This window comes from Priestia megaterium (assembly GCF_009497655.1).
GTDB lineage: Bacteria > Bacillota > Bacilli > Bacillales > Bacillaceae_H > Priestia > Priestia zanthoxyli.
Window position 1 is genome coordinate 4,175,838 of the sequence record NZ_CP023317.1, and the last position, 19,685, is coordinate 4,195,522.

Sequence of the window (19,685 nt, forward strand, 5' to 3'; positions counted from 1 at the left end):
ACTGAAATTTCAGTATCTGTTTTCATTGGATAGCAAATGACTGGAGGAAATTTTAATGAAAACGGATTTAAACATCGCCTTTATTGGAGCTGGATCAATGGCTGAAGCCATGATCTCAGGGCTGCTGTCAGATAAAAAGCTTCGCCCCAATCAAATCACCGTAACAAATCATAGCAGCGATAAAAGACTTCACGAACTTCGAAACGCCTATGGAATTAACATTACGCGTAATCATGCCTTGTTAATAGAAAAAAGCGATATCGTCATGCTTGCTATTAAACCAAAAGACGTAGCCGAAAGCATCAATACGATTAAGTCCTATATTCGTCCCCATCACCTCGTTCTCTCTGTTTTAGCGGGTGTATCGACTGCCACAATTGTAAACTTGTTTGACCAAGAAGTAGCGGTTGTAAGAGCTATGCCAAATACATCTGCTTCTATTGGATTATCGGCTACAGCCATTGCACCCGGGAAGTTTGCTACAGCGGAGCATATGAACGTTACTACTGCTTTATTTGAAACGATTGGTACGGTTACAACTGTAGAGGAAGAGCAGCTTCACGCTGTAACAGGACTATCTGGAAGCGGCCCAGCGTATGTCTATTATCTAGTAGAAGCAATGGAAAAAGCAGCTGAAAAACAAGGCTTGGATACGTCAGTGTCAAATGAACTAATTCTTCAAACGCTTATCGGTGCTGCAGAAATGCTGAAACAGTCACCTAAAACACCGGCCGTACTTCGAAAAGAAGTTATGAGTCCTGGCGGTACAACAGAAGCAGGTATCGAACAGCTTATTTCTCATAACTTCCAAGAAGCGATGATGCAGTGTATTGAACAAGCTACCATTCGCTCTAAATATTTAGGAGATACGATTGACGAAAAAATCTCGAGTAAACGTTCGTAAAGGTTCACCTCTTTCTAAAAAAAGAAAGAGGTTTTTTTTATGATTAAAAATGGATAAGCAGATTATGTGAAAGATATTTCAATGCGGTGATATAATAACTTTTGTTTAGAGTATCGAAATAATTGGAGGTTAAACCGAATGACAACAAAACTATTTTCACCTTATACAGTGAAAGACGTAACATTAAAAAACCGAATTGTAATGTCACCAATGTGCATGTATTCATGCGAAAAAGAAGACGGAGTAGTAACCGACTTTCATATGGTTCACTACACAACTCGCGCGGTTGGACAAGTAGGTCTCATTATGGTTGAAGCCTCAGCTGTCGTCCCACAAGGTCGTATTTCAGCTCAAGACTTAGGGATTTGGAATGATGAGCAAAGAGATGGATTAACAAAACTTGTGACACAGCTAAAAGAAAACGGTGCAAAAACGGCCATTCAACTTGCACACGCAGGACGTAAAGCAACTGTTGAAGGCGATATTTATGCTCCTTCTGCGATTGCTTTTGATGATAAAAGTAAAAAACCTGTGGAAATGACCACAGAACAAATTCATGAAACGATTTCTGCCTTTAAAGAAAGCGCTCGACGCTCAAAGGAAGCTGGATTTGATATTATCGAGCTTCACGCGGCACACGGTTATTTAGTACATCAATTCCTATCACCGCTAAGCAATAAACGCAGCGACGAATATGGCGGCAGCGCAGAAAACCGCTATCGTTTCTTAAAGGAAATTATTGACGCTGTGAAAACAGAGTGGGACGGTCCTTTATTTGTCCGTGTTTCTGCTTCTGACTATACAGAAGGCGGATTAACAGTCGATGATCACGTTGTATTTGCAAAATGGATGAAAGAACAAGGCGTCGACTTAATTGACGTTAGTTCCGGTGCTCTTGTACATGCTCCAATTAACGTATACCCTGGCTATCAAGTTCCGTTTGCAGATAAAATTAAGCAGCAGGCAAATATTGATACAGGCGCAGTTGGATTAATTACAACTGGACGACAAGCTGAAGAGGTTTTACAAAGCGAACGCGCTGATTTAATTTTTGTTGCGCGCGAACTTCTGCGCGATCCGTACTTCCCGCGCACGGCGGCAAAAGAATTAAATGAAACACTTTCAGCACCCGTTCAGTACGAACGCGGATGGTAAAAAAAGCCGAGGATATCCTCGGCTTTTTTTATGAAATCGTAAACCTTTTTAAGTCTTCTGCTATATCGGTATTCGGAAAAATTTCTTTTGCTCCTTCTGCTAACTGGCTGACTGCGTCTCCTTGGTAACGCGAACTGATATGAGATAAAATAAGACGCTCGGCCGATGCTGTTTTAGCAATTTCAGCGGCTTCTTTTGCAGTAGAATGAAAATAGTTGTAAGCAAGCTCCTCGTCTCCCGCTGCAAACGTAGCTTCATGGATTAACACATTCGCATGCATAGCAAGCTGAACACTTTGCGTGCACCTTCTTGTATCTCCTAAAACCGTGATGACCTTCCCTTTTTTAGGTTCTCCTACAAACTCTTGTCCATTGATTAGACGCCCATCTTTTAATACTACTTCTTTCCCTTCTTTTAACTGCTGATAATGAGGCCCTGGGGGAATATTCATTTCTCTTAAACGCTGAACGTCCAGTGACCCTGGCAAATCTTTTTCGACAACGCGATATCCATAAGATAAAATGCCATGTTCAAGTTTGCCAAACTTCACTGAAAAAGTTTCATCTTCAAAAATCGTTCCACTTTCACTTTCCTCTTCTATTTCAACAACCTCTAGAGGATATTGCAGATGAGTTTGACTTACAGCCAGCGTGACTTCAATAAATTCTTTAATTCCTTTTGGCCCGTATACAGTAAGCAGCGATTCTCCGCCTTGAAACGAACGGCTTCCAAGGAGTCCAGGTAAGCCATAAATATGATCACCGTGAAGGTGCGTAATAAAAATTTTCTCAATTCGTCTCGGTTTAACGGTTGTATGTAAAATTTGATGCTGCGTTGCTTCTCCGCAATCAAAAAGCCACACCGCCCCTCTTTCTTGCAAAAGTTCGAGCGCAAGAGATGAAACATTCCGCTGTTTTGCTGGTACTCCTGCACCCGTTCCTAAAAATAACAATTCCATTTTCTACTTCCTCCTTCACACGCACAAAAAGCCTGTAAGTATATTATACAGGCTTTTTGCAAACTTACCTATTTGATGCTGTCAAGCGCATACGTAATAGTAGCTAATAACAGCTCAATATCACTTTCCTCAATGTTGAGCGGCGGCGAGAGCGTGAGAACATTATTATAGCCGGCTACCGTTGCTCCATTTTTCCCAATAATGACTCCTTTGCTTTTACATTTAGCAATCACTTCATTTACAAGATTAACGTCTAGCGGTTCCTTCGTTTGCTTATCAGCTACAAGTTCAATTCCGATTAAAAGCCCTTTACCTCTTACATCTCCAACGTATGGGTGGCTATCAATAAGCGGCGTTAGCTCACTTAATACGTAAGCCCCGAGCTGTTTAGAACGATCAAACAGATTTTCTCTTTCCATAATTTCTAAATTCTTTAATGCCAGTGCACACGCAGCCGGGCTTCCTCCAAATGTATTAACGTGACGAAAATACTCGTACTGATCGCTATCTTTGAACGCTTCATAGATTTCTTTTTTAACAGCAGTTGCCGAGAGCGGAAGATATGCGCTTGTAATTCCTTTTGCCATGGTAATGATATCTGGTTTTACATCGTAGTTCATAAAACCAAAGGCTTCTCCTGTACGTCCAAAGCCGCAAATAACTTCATCTACAATTAGAAGTGCACCGTGTTTTTCACACGTTTCTTTTACGCCTTTCATATAATTTTGAGGCGGTAAAAGAATTCCTCCACCTGTAATAATTGGCTCCATAATAACAGCGGCAATCGTTTCGCTTAGCTCCCACGTCATGACATTGTCAATATCTTTTACAGATTGAAGCTCTTCTTTTGGCGCATGGTAGTCATCTTGCCCTCGGTATGAATCAGGCGGCGCAACGTGAATAAAGCCAGGAGCAAGCGGTTCATATTTATATTTACGCTGAGCTTGGCCCGTTGCTGCTAGTGCGCCCATTGAATTTCCATGATACCCTCGGTAACGCGAAATAAATTTGTAGCGAGAATGCTCTCCTTTTTGCTGATGGTATTGACGCACAATTTTAAAAGCCGTTTCATTTGCTTCAGATCCGCTATTTGAAAAGAAGATAACATAGCCATCACCTAGCATTTCATTTAGCTTCTCTGCTAGTTTGATAGCAGGTACGTGAGATTGAGTGAGCGGAAAATAAGCCAGTTCTTTTAGCTGCTCGTAAGCTGCGAGCGCTAACTCATCCCGTCCATACCCGGTATTTACACACCAAAGCCCTGCCATTGCATCTAAATAGCGATTTCCTTGTTCATCTGTAATCCAAGCACCTTTTGCTTTTGTAGCTACCATCGTTGCATCCGGACTGTATGGTTTCATTCCATGCCATACATACTGCTCATCTTTTGCACGCAGATCTTTTTCATTTTGACTGACCTGTACCATCTTATCCACTCCCAAATCGCTAGCGCGGTATTTTTTTCTGTATGAAAAGACTTCGACAAAATGCCGAAGCCACTTGCTATATTCATCTATATGTTAAAAGTCAAAGCGTGATGTAACCATCTTTTTACGTGTAAAGAAGTTCAAACCGTCTTTGCCGTTTACATGCAAATCTCCGTAAAAAGAGTCTTTCCAGCCGGAGAATGGGAAGAAGGCCATCGTAGCAGGTACTCCTACGTTAATGCCGAGCATACCCGCATCTGCTTCTTCTCTAAATTGACGCACCGCTTTTGCATCTTTTGTATAAATCGTTGCTCCATTTCCAAAACGAGATTTTTCCATATAGCGAAGTGCTTCATCTAATGTGTCAGCGCGAAGCAAGCTTAGTACAGGTGCAAAAATCTCTTCTTTAGCAATGGTCATATCAAGAGTTACGCGGTCAAAAATGGTTGCTCCTAAGAAATTTCCTTCTGCATGTTCATCCATTTCTTTACGTCCGTCACGAATGAGTTCCGCCCCTTCTTTCATGCCAAGTTCAATATAATCCAGCACCTTATCACGGTGCTCTTTTCGAATCACGGGCGTTAGAAGCACTTCATCATCAAATCCGCTTCCCATAATTAATTCATCTGCTTTTTGCTTTAATTTCGCGACGAATTCATCTCCTTTTTCACCAACTACGACCACCGCGCTGCAAGCCATGCATCGCTGGCCGGCACTTCCATAAGCCGAGCTGATAATATGGGATACCGCTTTATCCATATCGCAGTCTGGCATCACAACATGATGATTTTTAGCTCCGGATAAAGCCTGAACTCGTTTCCCTTGAGCTGCAGCTTGTTCATAAACATACTTTGCTACCGGCTGCGATCCGACGAATGAAATCGCTTTAACTTTTTCGTGCTCTATTAATCCATTCACGACATCATGTGCCCCGTGTACAATATTTAATAATCCATCCGGTGCTCCTGCTTCTGTAAAAAGTTCAGCAAGTCGCGTTGCTAAAAGCGGCGTTCGCTCAGACGGTTTTAATACAAACGTATTTCCACATACAATGGCAAGCGGGAACATCCACAGCGGTACCATCATTGGAAAATTAAAAGGTGTGATGCCTCCGACAACACCAAGTGGGAAACGGAACATTTCAGAATCAATTTCTTCCGCTATGTTATTTAATGATTCTCCCATTAATAAAGTAGGAGCACCCGCAGCAAACTCCACGCATTCAATACCGCGCTGTACTTCACCGTAAGCTTCTTTAAAAGCCTTGCCGTTTTCTTGTACAACTAATTTCGCTAACTCTTCGTGATGCTTAACTAGTAAATGCTGAAACGCAAACATTAATCTTGCTCGTTTTGGAGCAGGAACGTTACGCCATGTTTCAAATGTTTTTTGCGCTGTTTCCACCGCATTGGCTACGTCTTCTTTTGTAGAAAGCGGTACTTTTGCAATTACTTCGCCCGTCGATGGATTAATTACCTCTCCAAATTTTTGCCCTGCCGTATCAACCCATTTTCCGCCCACGTAATTTTTTAAAACTTGCGTATCATTATTCACAACTGACATATCGCTTGGCCTCCTCAAAAAATAAGAAATGACAAATCTACCTTTATTATTGAATAAATAAATGGTGGTTGCATTAGACAAAATGTGAAACAACTCTAGATTCTCGTTTCACATTTTGCGCAGTGAACTCGGAGAAAGCATGAACTAAAATGAACATATAGTAAAATCATCCTCAACATAAAAAAACAGCTGTTTCCAGCTGCTTACTTATCCGTTTATAAATTCCGCACGCGACTTTTTCATCATAAACAAATATTCATATGCCATAATCATAAATTCAATCGCCAATCGTTTTTCCGGCTCCATAAAATCTTCACCCAGCAGCTTTTCTAGTTTTTCAATGCGGTGATACAGCGTTTGCCGCACAATGTATAAACGCTTAGCCGTCTCTTGTTTAGATCCGTTGCATGCTAAATAAATTTTTAATGTTTCCATGAGTTTTGCATTGTACGTTTCATCATATGTAATAACGGGCTGCAGATATTCAAACACCACTTCCTGTAAGTCTTCATGCTGATGTAAAAGCGAAATAATTCGGTACATATGCAAATCATCATAAAAATGAATAATGGTTTGTTTTTGCAGCATTTCTTGAATCGAAATTGTTTCTTTAGCCGTTTCATAGCTTTTATGCATACAGTCAAGCTGTTCACAGTATTGGCCAATTCCGATAAAGCTAATAGCGTTCCGCTTTGAGTTTTCATCCGATTCGTATTGATTCATCCAGCGGTGAAGGCTGCTTTCTAATCTCTCTCTCCACGTGCTAACCATTCGTTTGTTCAAAAGAATAAATAACACTTCGCGATTTCGCTCGGAGACTAATAAGTGAAAGCCTTCTTGTTCAAAGATGCTTCGTAAGATCAGCTTAAAATACGTTCGATCAAACTTTTCCCGTCTTTGCCACTTACAGCAAACAACGATACCCCCGCGAATAGGAGAATCTGAACACACCTCGTGCATAGAATCTTTTATTTGTTCAAGAGTTAGCTCTCCGTTCATCCATTTCGTCATCCATTCAGTTTCATCTACTCTTTTTTTCTCTTCGACATACAAGTCCTTCAAAAAATGCTGAGCAAGTGCAGTTGCCGTCCGATCAACGGTGAGCACTTCAAGTTCTGTTAACGCTTCATTTATAGAGGCGACATACAGCTGAGCATAATCTTGTCCTAATAAATGAATAGGCTGCTCAGTAAAATGCGGACTCTCATTTTCCCTGCTTATATAATGAAGTAGAAGCTGCTGTTTGAGTAAGTCCATCTCCGGAGCAAAGGTAAATAATTCATTTGAAACTTTAAGGCCGACAAGAAGCCCCGTAGATTCATATAAACACTGTAAGATAACGGCCGGGTCATTAACTGTTAACAGCAGCTGATTTAGCCGATGAGAATACTGTTCTAAATCGGAAATCATTTGATAATGCTGATTAATTAAAAGTGAGTGAACATCTTGCGTAATTTCAACGAACGGAACTTCTTCGTGAAATAAAATAATCGGAAAATCACATTCGTTCGCTTTATCAATGACAATTTGCGGAATCTTAGAAGTATAAGTGCCAAGTTCAATACACAGTCCTGATGCCTTACAAGAAATTAATTGCTGAAGAAATGATAAACAAGATTGAGGATCTTCTCCCCAGCCTACCCCTGTTGATAAAATGAGCTCGTTTCCTTTTAGCAGCTCATTAATGCGCGTCACTTCCATCACGTGCACCCACTTCACAGAATTAGTAAGCCCTTTCTCTCCAGCTATTACTTCACAGTTTACAAAATGTTTCCTTGTTAAAATCTCTGTTACTGTTAAATATGATTTCAAGTCAACACCGCCCCTAGCGAATTTCACATCATGTCTCCTGGATCATTAACGCGTATTTCGCATATGTGTAGAACAAAAGCTATATCTTCTTACATTATATTAAATATTTAGAAGAAATAAAATATTTAATAAAAGAAACGAAAAAAGCTGTAACGATAATGGATCGTTACAGCTTCTGAGCCGTTTGCTGTAATTTATTAAAAAAACCGTGGCGCTTAACCGCTTGTTCTTTAATTCGGTGAATTTCTTTTTTATAAAAACGCAAATCTTGTAGTGACACTGCATTTAACATTTCCATTTTTAATTTATCAATAATTTTTGTTTCTTCTTGTGTCATACACTGCGTAGCTTGATCCATCCGTGTCACACCCTTTTTATATTTAATAGATTTATTGTGAAAACGTTCTACTATAATATTTACTACAATTTACTAGATAACTAAACCTTTTCTCTTTCGATGTAAACGAAATGTAACAACTGTAATACAGTCAATGGATAATATCTAGTTATTTTGTTTCACATCCAAAACGAAAAAAACACAAAAACGGATCACTTTTGTCAGCCAATATAGTAAAAAACTTATAGGTCTTAGTAAACAAAGAAAGGGATTGAGACATAACTAAATTACTTCCATCAACATCTAGGAGCTCCTGCATACGTGAAACCTACGTTCACCCTACCAATAAAAAAATCCGAACGATTCATCGTTCGGATCTTCCTTCAGCTAAAATAATTTTGTCTCAGCCTTCGTTTTTATACTTGTTGAATCAGTAAGGATGAAAAATACTTTCTAGCATCCGCCGTCAATATATGAAGCGTTTCTTGTTCGGTTTGATTCTTTTCGATGCGTTCAAACGTCACAAACGCCCCGCTTAGATTCTCTGTTACAGCCGTTATTTTAAATCCTTTTTGCAGCAAAAAATCAATCTTTTCCCGCTCTGCCATATATTCATGGTAACTTGACATTCCCCTGCCTCCAATCTATTTTGGCATCTGTTTTTATAACGTTAATTTTTCAGCTTCGTTAGCCGTGTTTAACTCATTAAACTTTGCTCTTTTTGTATACTGTCCATAGCCTTTTTGACCGACAAACTGCTTATCTTTTACGACAAATTCTCCTCGGCAAAGCACTGAAACCGGCTCACCTGTAACTTTCATTCCCTCAAATGCGCTATAATCAACTGCCATATGATGCGTTTTAGCTGAAATCGCACGTTCAACAGAAGGGTCAAATATAAGCAGATCCGCGTCTGCACCAACTGCTATCGTTCCTTTTTTCGGATACAGTCCGAACAGCTTCGCGATTTTTGTTGACGTTATATCCACAAACTGATTGATATTAATTCGGTTTTTCACTACTCCTTCTGAAAATAAAAGGCTCATGCGATCCTCGATAATAGGTCCTCCGTTTGGAATCTTTGTAAAATCTCCTTTTCCTAGATCTTTTTGACCGTTAAAATCAAACGAGCACTGATCTGATCCAATCGTTTGCAAGTCGCCATTACGCAGGGCATTCCACAAAACATCTTGGTTCCATTTTTCACGTAAAGGCGGCGACCATACGTATTTTGCTCCTTCAAAATCCGGTTTCTCTAAATAGGTTTGGTCAAGCGTCAAATACTGCGGACACGTTTCGCCCCAGATATTTACGCCTTTTTCCCTTGCTTCAGCAATCTTTTTAACTGCTTCAGCGCAAGATACGTGAACAACATAGAGCTGTGAGTCAGCAAGCTCGGTTAGCACTGCGGCTCTTCCCGTAGCTTCTCCTTCTATTTCCGGAGGACGAGTGAGTGCATGATAGATAGGATCAGTTTGTCCTTGCTCCAGCGCTTTTGCCGTTAAATACTCAATAACATCTCCATTTTCAGCATGTACCATCACAAGCGCCCCTAGTTTTTTAGCTTGCACTAGCGTTTGGTAAAGGGTAGCATCGTCTGCTTGAAAAACATTTTTATAGGCCATGAACACTTTAAAAGAAGTAATTCCTTCTTTTTCAATAATCGTAGGAAGCTCATTTAATACATCTTCCGTGATTTCTCCAATCATTAGATGAAAGCTGTAATCGATAGCCGCTTTTCCTTTTGATTTTTCATGCCATGTGCCGATCGCTTTTTGGAGCGGTTCGCCTTTATTGGTTAAGCAAAAATCAATAACAGTTGTCGTACCTCCAAAAGCTGCTGCTCTTGTACCTGTTTCAAAGTCGTCTTTTGTAACGGTCCCTCCAAACGGCATATCCAAATGAGTATGGGGATCGATGCCTCCTGGGAATACATAGTTGCCTTTTGCATCAATCACTTCGCATCCCTGTTCTTCAAAAGCTGAGCCAATTGCCGAAATCACTCCATTCTCAATTAAAATATCGGCTTTATACGTATCTGTTGCTGTGACTATGACACCATTTTTAACGATTTTCTTCATTTCTTCATCCCCTTTGTATTTATACGTCCAATCGCTGTGCAGCCGTCGCTTGTAAAGCAGCTTGGCGTTCATTCCACGTCATTGGCGGTTGTTCATTTGGTAATTCAACCATAGATATAGCTCCGTCCACAGGACATACAATCGAACATAAATTACAGCCTACACAATCTTCTTCTCGTACTTTTAAATAAGGTTTCCCTGAAGGATCTTTCAACATATCAATACATTGGTGAGAAGTATCTTCACAAGAAATATGACACTTATTGCAGTTAATACACGTATCAGGGTCGATGCGAGCCACTACTTTATAATTGAGATCTAAGTTGCCCCAGTCGGAATATTTTGAAACGGCTTTCCCTACAATATCGCTTACTTTTTCGATTCCTCTTTCATCCAAGTAATAGTTGAGACCTTGAATCATATCCTCTACAATGCGGAATCCGTGATGCATAGCAGCTGTACATACTTGCACACCTGTAGCACCCATGAGCATAAATTCCACTGCTTCTTGCCAGTTCGAAACGCCCCCCATACCAGATATTGGAACGTTAATAAACGGACTTCTTGCACATTCAGCAACCATGTTTAATGCAATCGGCTTAACAGCCGGGCCGCAATAGCCTCCGTGAGCGCCTTTTCCCGCTACGTGTGGAATTGTATTCCATGAATGAATGTCTACTCCTGCTAAACTATTAATGGTGTTAATCATACTAACAGCGTCGGCACCACCTCGAACCGCTGCTTCTGCTGTAACGGTAATATCTGTGATATTTGGGGTTAGCTTAACAATGACCGGCGTTTGGGCTACTTCTTTAGCCCAATACGTTTGTTTTTCAACTAAATCAGGGACTTGCCCAGAGGCAGCACCCATCCCTCGTTCTGCCATTCCATGCGGACAGCCAAAGTTCAGCTCTAATCCATCTACTCCTACATCTTCTACTTTTTTGACAATCTCATGCCATTTTTCTTGCTGAGGCTCTACCATAAGAGAGGCAATAATTGCGTGGTTAGGAAACTTCTTTTTCGTTTCATAGATTTCCTTCAAATTAACTTCAAGCGGACGATCGGTGATTAGCTCAATATTGTTAAAGCCGGCTACGCGCTGACCGTTGAAGCCAACGGCAGCAAATCGAGAGGAAACATTTAAAATCGGATCACCAAGCGTTTTCCAAACTGCGCCTCCCCATCCTGCTTCAAATGCACGCTGCACTTGATAACCTGAATTGGTTGGCGGTGCGGATGCCAGCCAAAACGGATTTGGTGATTGAATACCTGCTAAATTTGTTGTTAAATCTGCCATAGATTTCTCCTCCTCCTGATTTTAAGCTGTTTCCATTGTTTCTTTTGTTAACTGCATATGAATATTTAACGCCGTTTGTTTTCCTTGCTGAGCAGCGGTCACAACCATTGCTTCTCCTTGTCCTTTACCAAAAATGACGTCTCCACAAGCAAATACTTTTGGATTTGATGTTTGGAACGTCTCTTGATTGATTAAGACAACTCCGTCTTCATGGTTCAGCTGGAATTGTTGAATCAAAGACAGGTAACGTTCTTGACCAATTGCTTTAACAACAGCATCGACTGGAATCGTAAACGTTGAACCTTCAACAGGAACAGGCTTCCTGCGGCCGTCTGCATCTGGATCTGTTAGGGTCATTTTTACACATTCAATCCCGCTCACCTTACCATTTTCATCTCCAATAATTCGTATAGGAGCCGTTAACCAGCGGAATTCAACACCATCTTGTTTCGCAAATTCAAATTCAAAATCATAAGCCGTCATTTCTTCTCGTGTACGACGGTATAAAATTTGAACATTTTCAGCCCCCAAGCGCACGGAACACGTAGCACCATCAATCGCAGTATTTCCCGCTCCAATGACGGCTACACGCTTACCAACAAATTCTGTTGATAGCGCTTTTGACTTCGTTTTTTTCACAAAATCAATCGCATCATACACACCGTCTAGCTCTTCACCTTCAACATGTAGAGAAGGCACCTTACTCATACCAATAGCTAATACAACCGCGTCATATGACTGCAGTAATTCGCTTGGAAGAATATCTTCTCCAATTCTTACGTTTGTTTTAATTTTTACATCTAAGCTTTTTACTTGTTCAACTTCCCAGAATGAAATCGCTTGAGGAAGACGAAACGACACGATTCCATATGTATTTAACCCTCCTGCTTGTTTTTCCGCTTCAAAAATGGTTACGTCGTACCCGAATCGGGCCAGTTCTCTTGCTGCAGAGAGACCAGCCGGACCTCCCCCAACAATCGCTACCTTTTTGCCGTTGGCTTTTCCTTTCTCAAACAGCACCTGTTCATTTTGAATAGCCCAATCCGTTGCGTAGCGCTGCAAATCTCCAATCATAATTGGTTTGGTTGAATGGTTTAGCACACACGCTCCTTCACATAGTTCATCGGTTGGACAGACTCTCGAACAGCTTGCTCCTACTGGATTCGAAGACATAATCGTTTCGGCAGAGCCCTTTAAATTGCCCGATGCAATTTTTTTAATAAACGTCGGGATGTCAATTCCTGTAGGGCATGCCTGAATACAGGGTGCATCATAACAGTACAAACATCGATTAGATTCTTCGACTGCTTCTCTATTGGACAACCCTTTTTCTACTTCATTAAAGTTTTGAATGATGGACTGCAAACTTTCCGGTGATCGCATTGCATCAACCTCCCAAGAATATCTGTTGATAAAACTTAAATTGAAAGCGCTTACATATTTTTTATATACGTTATTTTCAACTTCTACTTTGTAAAATGTATTACTAACTTTATTGTACAAAACGACCGTCTTTTCTTCATTATACATTATGTTAAAAAATTCAGACTATTTACTATTCACTATGTAAAAAGCCTTGCTTTTATATAAAAGCAAGGCTTCAACTATTATTTTGCTACTTCTTTAATAATCGACACTACTAGTTCAGATGTCTTCACCAGTTCTTCTACCGGAATTTTTTCATTGGTTGTATGAATGTCTTCATAACCAACTGCTAAATTTACTGTTGGGATATCAAACCCTGCGATTACATTTGCATCGCTTCCGCCTCCGCTTTGAAGCAGGCGTGAAGGACGATCGATATTAGCCACAGCTTTTTTAGCAACTTCGACAACATGATCTCCATCGCCAAATTTAAAGCCTGGATACATCACTTTAATATCAACTTCTGCACGTCCGCCCATTTCTTGTGCAGCTGTTTCAAACGCTTCTTTCATTTTCGCTACTTGTGCTTCCATTTTTTCTGGAATTAATGAACGAGCTTCTGCTAAAATATCGACGCGGTCACACACGATATTCGTTTGCGTTCCACCTTCAAAACGTCCAATATTCGCTGTAGTCTCTTCATCAATACGTCCAAGCGGCATTTTAGAAATGGCTCTTGAAGCAATCGTAATAGCAGAAACGCCTCGTTCAGGAGCTACACCTGCATGAGCTGTTTTTCCATAAATTGTTGCATTTACTTTTGCTTGCGTCGGCGCAGCAACAATAATGTCTCCCACTTTGCCATCGCTATCTAAAGCATAGCCGAATTTTGCCGTTACGAGACTAGAATCAAGAGCTTTAGCGCCCACTAAGCCAGATTCTTCTCCTACTGTAATAATAAATTCAATTTTGCCGTGCGCGATGTTTTCTTCTTTTAATACGGTAATGGCTTCTAGCATTGCTGCTAAGCCTGCTTTATCATCCGCTCCAAGAATTGTCGTGCCGTCACTTTTAATATAGCCATCTTCAATAGACGGTTTAATACCGTTTCCAGGTACGACTGTATCCATATGAGAAGTAAAGTAGATTGTGTCTACTCCTTCTTTTGTAGCTGGCAGTGTGCAGATTAAGTTGTTGGCTCCGTGTCCGGTTTTTTCTTTGGCATCATCTTCTACTACTTCGACGCCTAATGCAGTAAATTTTTCTTTTAGTACAACAGCAATTTTTTCTTCATGCTTTGTTTCTGAGTCTACTTGTACTAATTCAATAAATAAATCAACGATTCGTTGTTCATTAATCATAATATGTAATCCCTCCAAAAATAACCTACAATGGTATGTTACCATGTTTTTTTGCTGGACGCTCTTCCTTTTTATTGTGCAACATTTCAAGCGCTTGTATTAATTTTATTCGTGTTTCCCGAGGATCAATAACATCATCCACCATTCCAGCGCTTGCTGCTACGTAAGGATTAGCAAATTTCTCGCGATACTGTTCAATTTTTTCATGTCTTGTTTCATCTGGGTTTTCACTGCCTCGAATGTCGTTTGCAAAGATAATATTTGCAGCACCTTGAGGACCCATAACAGCGATTTCTGCATTCGGCCACGAATACACAAGGTCCGCTCCAATCGATTTACTATTTAAAGCTACGTATGCACCTCCGTACGCCTTTCGCAAAATCACTGTGATTTTCGGAACGGTAGCTTCGGAGTATGCATATAAAATTTTAGCACCATGACGTATAATTCCGCCATGTTCCTGCTTGATACCTGGGAAAAAACCTGTAACATCTTCAAATGTAATAAGTGGGATATTAAATGAATCGCAAAATCGAATAAACCTTGCTGCTTTATCTGAGGAGTTAATATCTAAACTGCCTGCCATTACTTTAGGCTGGTTACACACAAGTCCGACAACTTTTCCATCTATGCGAGCAAAACCAATGACAATATTTCTTGCAAAGTCTTTTTGCACTTCAAAAAATGAGCGCTCGTCCACTACTTGCTGAATAACTTGACGCACATCGTAAGGGCGCACGGCATCAAACGGGACAACGTCTAATAAATCCGGACGATAATGATCAGACTCTGCTTTTGAGGCTAAAGGAGGCTGCTCTTGACTAGACTGAGGAAGATAGCTTAAGAGCGTTCGTACTTGTTCTAGCACCTCTTGTTCTGTTGCACCTCTAAAATGGGCATTACCGCTAATTTCGTTATGAACAGCTGCTCCTCCAAGATTTTCAGAGGAAATGCTTTCTCCCGTTACCGTTTCAATTACTTTTGGTCCTGTAATGAACATTTGACTTGTTTCTTCTACCATAAAAACAAAGTCCGTAATCGCCGGTGAGTACACGGCTCCGCCTGCACAAGGACCCATAATAACAGATATTTGAGGCATGACACCCGAATAAATGGCATTTCGATAAAAAATATGACCGTATCCATCAAGAGACATGACGCCCTCTTGAATACGAGCCCCGCCTGAATCATTTAAGCCAATAAACGGCACGCCTGTTTTAGCCGCTAAGTCCATTACGTGCGCAATTTTTTTAGCATGCATTTCACCTAACGCGCCTCCGAATACTGTAAAATCTTGCGAAAACAAGTAGACTGAGCGACCGTTTATCTTGCCGTAACCTGTTACTACCCCGTCTCCTGGTCCTACTTGATTATTCATACTGAAATCCGCACACCGATGTTCAATAAACGGATTTAATTCCACAAATGTATGTTCGTCCAAAAGAATTTCAATTCGTTCGCGCGCCGTTAGCTTTCCTTTATGGTGCTGTTTTTCAATTTTTTCGTCTCCACCGCCTAACTCGATCTTCCGACGCTTATCGTACAATTCATTTAATTTATCATAAATGTCAACCATGTTTCTTCTCCTCCTCTAGTGTTTTTTCACAGAGCTCATAAAGAACACCGTTTGCTGATTTTGGATGCAAAAAAGCAATGGATGCTTCCCCTGCGCCTTTTCGCGGAACATCGTCAATCATTTGTACACCCTTTTCCTTTAACTCGTTAATCCGTTCTTCAATCGTGCGCACACCTAAAGCAACATGATGAAGACCTTCACCTCTCTTTTTGATAAACGCGCCGACCGCACTGTCTTCAAAGAGTGGCTCTAATAATTCAATTTTTACGTTGCCGCACTGAATAAAAGCAACTTTTACTCCTTGTTCTTCTACTTCTTCTACTTTTAATAGAGACAGTCCTAATACCTTTTCATAAAATGGGAGGCTGCCTTCAATTGATTTTACAGCTATTCCTATGTGGTCAATTCCTTTTATCACTTTCTCACCTCTTAAAAAAGCGTTTTCATTTACACATATTCTTGAAAACAAAAGAAATCTCCTGCTCGCGTATCTACAGAAAGTTGCTTGTCTAAGCAGCGGAAGACATGTAAAATAAGAAAAAAACGTGTAGGAGGACTTTGGTTGTATGTCTAATAAGAAAATCCAAAAAACCATTGTGTTTTTAATGCTTCTTGTCATGTTAATATCCACGCTTTTAGCGGGACTTGCCATGTGGTTTTAATCGGGACTGATGACGAAAAACATAGCTGCACTGCTGTTTCTGTGTGCAATGCAAACATATAAAAAGACTGGTGACTAGTCACCAGTCTTTTGCTGTATATTCACAATCCCTTTTTGGGCGGCTAACTCTTCAAAAGATTGATCTGTAGATACAATCCATACTTTTGTACCTAACGGGACTTGATCATATAGATGGCTTACTTCACGATTTTCTACGCGAATACAGCCATTCGATACATATTTACCGATGGAATCCGGCTGATTTGTACCATGGATGCCATAAATACGTCCGTCAGTCTCTCTTGCATCAAATCCAATCCACCTTACACCTAGAGGATTTTGAGGAGCGCCTCCTTCAATGTTACTTCTCCGATAATAAGGATTAACAGCTTTTACTGTTACCGTGAACTCTCCTTCGGGCGTCAGATTAACTGTTTTCCCCGTTGCTACTTTAATAATTTGTTTAATTTCTTTATTTTGAATATAAGCAAGCTCATTGCTTTGTTTATTAATAATAATATAAGGATCATTTGGCAACGGATTTTCTCCTAATGGCCAAACCGGAGATAGTAGTAAAAGGATAAAAGCAAACACATGCACGTAATCCACCACCTTACGTTAGTCCTAAGTAAAAGACAAGAGAGATATCTCTTGTCTTATTTAGTGTTCGTAAGCAAGATAAACAACATGCATGCTGTTTAACTTATTTTTAAGGTTTGTTTAATAACCAAATATTGTTCAATTTCTTTGACTACGTGCAGTAAATCGGCACGCGCTTCAAACTCTTCCCGCGTTTTAGGAAGCGGCATCTCTGCAAACGCTTCTCGTAGATGCTGAAGTTTGGCTAAAAATAATTTTGCTGTATTACCAGGGTGGATGGATAGACTTAATTCTTCAATGAAATCGGCAATCATGTAGCGCTGTTCTACTACCAGATCAATAGCGGTAATGAGAGGAAGCGTGCGTTCAATAATTTCAAGCTGTTTTTCACGAATTTTAAAATAGCGGTAATAATAATTTTCCCCACGAACAAAATGATTTTCTACATCACGAAACGCAAGGCTTTTTGCTTTTTCTAAAATTTTTACCGTATCTGCAATTTCCTTACCGTCCCAACTGCTGTCATTGGTTCTGAGATACAGGGCGATTTCCTTTAACATCGACCGGAAATTTTCTTCAATTTCTTGCTGATACGTGCGAAGCTCTTGATCTAAACTTGGCATATATAAATTCACAAGCAGGGCAACACCTATCCCAATTACAATTAAGCCAAGTTCATTAAAGACGATTCCCCATGTCATATTGCCTTTGGAGTAAATATGAAGCAAAATAACGGAGCTTGTAACAATGCCTGCATTAACTTTGAATATAACCGTAACCGGGATAAACAAAAGCAGCATCAGTCCTATAACAAGTGGATGATAAGCAATCCCTTCAAAGAATATAAACGAAAACAGAATGGATAAAGAACAAGCAATAAAACGATCGCTTGCACTTCGCAACGATTTTTTCTTTGAATTTTGAATGCACAAAATGGTGATAATTCCAGCTGATACAAAAAACTCGAGGTGAAAGAACTGAGCTATAATAATAGCCAGTGATGTACCGACGGCTGTTTTAATTGTCCGGTACCCAATTTTAAATTTCATTTTCTAGACTCCTACATGTTGGTTTCTTTTTAGTGTGATAAAATACTCTATTCTTTATTAACACGAATAGAAAAATAACACAACCTTAAATCTTGCTGTACCGTATAAATTTCAATAAAAAAAGTGCAGAAAAGATCGTACTCTTCCTGCACTTTTTTATTATAAAATCTTTTCTAAGAAATCTTTAGCACGCTTGCTTTTAGGCGCTGAAAAAAATTCAGCCGGAGGCGCATCTTCAACAAGCACACCGCCGTCTAAAAACAGCACGCGATCTGCTACTTCTCGTGCAAATCCCATTTCATGCGTTACAATGACCATCGTCATTCCTGTTTCTGTTAGCGACTTCATTACATCTAGTACTTCTTTTACCATCTCTGGATCCAATGCTGATGTTGGTTCGTCAAACAGCATTACTTTCGGCTCCATTGCCAATGCTCTTGCAATAGCTACACGCTGCTTTTGACCGCCCGATAAGCGACTTGGAAACTCGTTGGCTTTTTGAGCAAGTCCAACTTTTTGGAGTAATTCTTTGCCTTTAGCAACAGCCGTTTCTCTTGACACGCCTTTTACCGTCATCGGAGCATACGTCAAATTTTCAAGCACTGTCATATGTGGAAACAAGTGAAAATGCTGAAATACCATTCCTACATTTTCACGCACACGCATAATGTTTGTTTTTTTATCTGTAATCACTTGACCGTTAATGGAAACTAATCCGCTCGTCGGTTCTTCAAGCAGGTTCATACAGCGTAAAAAAGTAGATTTACCAGAACCAGAAGGGCCAATAACAGCTACGACTTCTTTTTCCTTAATCGTAGTTGAAATACCTTTTAAAACGTCATTCTTACCAAATGATTTGTGTAAATTTTCAACGTTAATCACCTTTTCTCATTCTCCTCTCGACTGCTTTACCAAGGAGCGTTAAGCCCATTACCATTACATAATAAATCAACCCTGCAAAAATTAACGGTTCAAGGTAGGCGAATTTTTCTCCCCCTACAATGTAAGCACGGCGCATAATGTCGAGTGCTCCAATAACTGTAACGATAGCTGATTCCTTTGTTAATGTAATGAACTCATTCATTAAAGCAGGTAAAATATTTTTAAGTGCCTGTGGCAAAATAATTTGTCCCATCATGCGGCGATAAGGAATTCCTAACGCTAATGCCGCTTCACGCTGTCCTTTATCAACAGCTAAAATACCAGCGCGAATAATTTCAGATATATATGCTGCAGAGTTTAGCCCGAACGCAGCAACGGCCGCTGGAAACGGGGCAATATCAAACCCGAGCAGCTGAGGTAATCCAAAGTATATTAATAATAATTGCAGTACAAGCGGTGTTCCGCGAAACACGGACGTATATGCATCCGCAAACCATTGAAGAGGTTTATTGCGGCTGATTTTACATAAAGATAAAATAACTCCCAGCACAAACCCTAAAATTGCTGAAGCTAGGACTATCTGTATCGTTACCCCTATCCCTTTTAAAATATAAGGCATAGAAGGCACGATTTGCGAAAAATCCAAATTCATGC

Annotated in this window: 19 protein-coding genes; 3 read left to right on the forward strand and 16 right to left on the reverse strand. The window is 40.2% G+C overall.

The window, feature by feature from the left end:
• Nucleotides 1-55 precede the first annotated feature (55 nt).
• Both proI and namA read left to right on the forward strand, forming a co-directional pair.
• Complete coding sequence (proI, locus tag CEQ83_RS21375) at nt 56-904, forward strand: pyrroline-5-carboxylate reductase ProI (RefSeq protein WP_099000482.1); 849 nt, start codon at nt 56-58, stop codon at nt 902-904.
• 138 nt (nt 905-1,042) lie between these two features.
• Nucleotides 1,043-2,059 carry an NADPH dehydrogenase NamA gene (gene namA, locus CEQ83_RS21380; protein WP_028411563.1) on the forward strand — a complete coding sequence of 339 codons (1,017 nt, stop codon included), beginning with the start codon at nt 1,043-1,045 and terminating at the stop codon, nt 2,057-2,059.
• Nucleotides 2,060-2,087: 28 nt separating this feature from the next.
• On the opposite strand, the gene rnz is transcribed toward namA, so the two are convergent.
• From rnz to mce, 12 genes are all read right to left on the reverse strand, one after another.
• Nucleotides 2,088-3,017, reverse strand: a complete 930-nt coding sequence (gene rnz, locus CEQ83_RS21385) for a ribonuclease Z (protein WP_028411564.1) — start codon at nt 3,015-3,017, stop codon at nt 2,088-2,090.
• A gap of 68 nt (nt 3,018-3,085) precedes the next feature.
• Nucleotides 3,086-4,444 (reverse strand): aspartate aminotransferase family protein, encoded by a 1,359-nt coding sequence (locus tag CEQ83_RS21390; protein ID WP_155017507.1) that lies wholly within the window; start codon nt 4,442-4,444, stop codon nt 3,086-3,088.
• A 93-nt stretch (nt 4,445-4,537) separates the two neighbouring features.
• On the reverse strand, nt 4,538-6,007 hold the full coding sequence (locus CEQ83_RS21395; RefSeq protein WP_099000484.1) for a CoA-acylating methylmalonate-semialdehyde dehydrogenase: 1,470 nt from the start codon (nt 6,005-6,007) through the stop codon (nt 4,538-4,540).
• Between the two features lie 207 nt (nt 6,008-6,214).
• Nucleotides 6,215-7,846: a PucR family transcriptional regulator gene (locus tag CEQ83_RS21400; RefSeq protein ID WP_033579724.1), complete on the reverse strand. Its 1,632-nt coding sequence runs from the start codon at nt 7,844-7,846 to the stop codon at nt 6,215-6,217.
• A gap of 139 nt (nt 7,847-7,985) precedes the next feature.
• Nucleotides 7,986-8,177 (reverse strand): hypothetical protein, encoded by a 192-nt coding sequence (locus CEQ83_RS21405; RefSeq protein ID WP_013059103.1) that lies wholly within the window; start codon nt 8,175-8,177, stop codon nt 7,986-7,988.
• Nucleotides 8,178-8,572: 395 nt separating this feature from the next.
• Entirely contained in the window at nt 8,573-8,785 is a 213-nt protein-coding gene (locus CEQ83_RS21410) for a hypothetical protein (protein WP_028411568.1), read from the reverse strand.
• A gap of 33 nt (nt 8,786-8,818) precedes the next feature.
• Nucleotides 8,819-10,237, reverse strand: coding sequence for a dihydropyrimidinase (hydA, locus tag CEQ83_RS21415; RefSeq protein ID WP_033579723.1), 1,419 nt, complete (start codon nt 10,235-10,237; stop codon nt 8,819-8,821).
• 19 nt (nt 10,238-10,256) lie between these two features.
• On the reverse strand, nt 10,257-11,537 hold the full coding sequence (preA, locus tag CEQ83_RS21420) for an NAD-dependent dihydropyrimidine dehydrogenase subunit PreA (protein ID WP_028411570.1): 1,281 nt from the start codon (nt 11,535-11,537) through the stop codon (nt 10,257-10,259).
• A 21-nt stretch (nt 11,538-11,558) separates the two neighbouring features.
• Complete coding sequence (locus tag CEQ83_RS21425) at nt 11,559-12,920, reverse strand: NAD(P)-dependent oxidoreductase (RefSeq protein WP_034270985.1); 1,362 nt, start codon at nt 12,918-12,920, stop codon at nt 11,559-11,561.
• Nucleotides 12,921-13,144: 224 nt separating this feature from the next.
• Entirely contained in the window at nt 13,145-14,263 is a 1,119-nt protein-coding gene (locus tag CEQ83_RS21430; RefSeq protein WP_013084962.1) for a tripeptidase T, read from the reverse strand.
• Between the two features lie 25 nt (nt 14,264-14,288).
• Nucleotides 14,289-15,839, reverse strand: coding sequence for an acyl-CoA carboxylase subunit beta (locus tag CEQ83_RS21435; protein ID WP_028411572.1), 1,551 nt, complete (start codon nt 15,837-15,839; stop codon nt 14,289-14,291).
• The gene (mce, locus tag CEQ83_RS21440; RefSeq protein ID WP_028411573.1) at nt 15,832-16,257 is read right to left on the reverse strand and encodes a methylmalonyl-CoA epimerase; all 426 of its coding nucleotides are present in this window, start codon (nt 16,255-16,257) and stop codon (nt 15,832-15,834) included. Before mce ends, CEQ83_RS21435 begins: the two co-directional genes overlap by 8 nt.
• 148 nt (nt 16,258-16,405) lie before the next feature.
• On the opposite strand from mce, the gene prli42 reads away from it, so the two are divergent.
• Entirely contained in the window at nt 16,406-16,501 is a 96-nt protein-coding gene (prli42, locus tag CEQ83_RS21445) for a stressosome-associated protein Prli42 (protein ID WP_149917156.1), read from the forward strand.
• A gap of 74 nt (nt 16,502-16,575) precedes the next feature.
• Here prli42 and CEQ83_RS21450 read toward each other — a convergent pair whose 3' ends face one another.
• The 4 genes from CEQ83_RS21450 to CEQ83_RS21465 form a co-directional block, all read right to left on the reverse strand.
• Nucleotides 16,576-17,100 carry a L,D-transpeptidase gene (locus CEQ83_RS21450; protein WP_014458269.1) on the reverse strand — a complete coding sequence of 175 codons (525 nt, stop codon included), beginning with the start codon at nt 17,098-17,100 and terminating at the stop codon, nt 16,576-16,578.
• A gap of 98 nt (nt 17,101-17,198) precedes the next feature.
• Complete coding sequence (locus CEQ83_RS21455) at nt 17,199-18,149, reverse strand: aromatic acid exporter family protein (protein WP_013059112.1); 951 nt, start codon at nt 18,147-18,149, stop codon at nt 17,199-17,201.
• A gap of 159 nt (nt 18,150-18,308) precedes the next feature.
• Complete coding sequence (locus CEQ83_RS21460; protein WP_028411574.1) at nt 18,309-19,031, reverse strand: amino acid ABC transporter ATP-binding protein; 723 nt, start codon at nt 19,029-19,031, stop codon at nt 18,309-18,311.
• Entirely contained in the window at nt 19,024-19,683 is a 660-nt protein-coding gene (locus tag CEQ83_RS21465; protein WP_013059114.1) for an amino acid ABC transporter permease, read from the reverse strand. Before CEQ83_RS21465 ends, CEQ83_RS21460 begins: the two co-directional genes overlap by 8 nt.
• Nucleotides 19,684-19,685 lie beyond the last annotated feature (2 nt).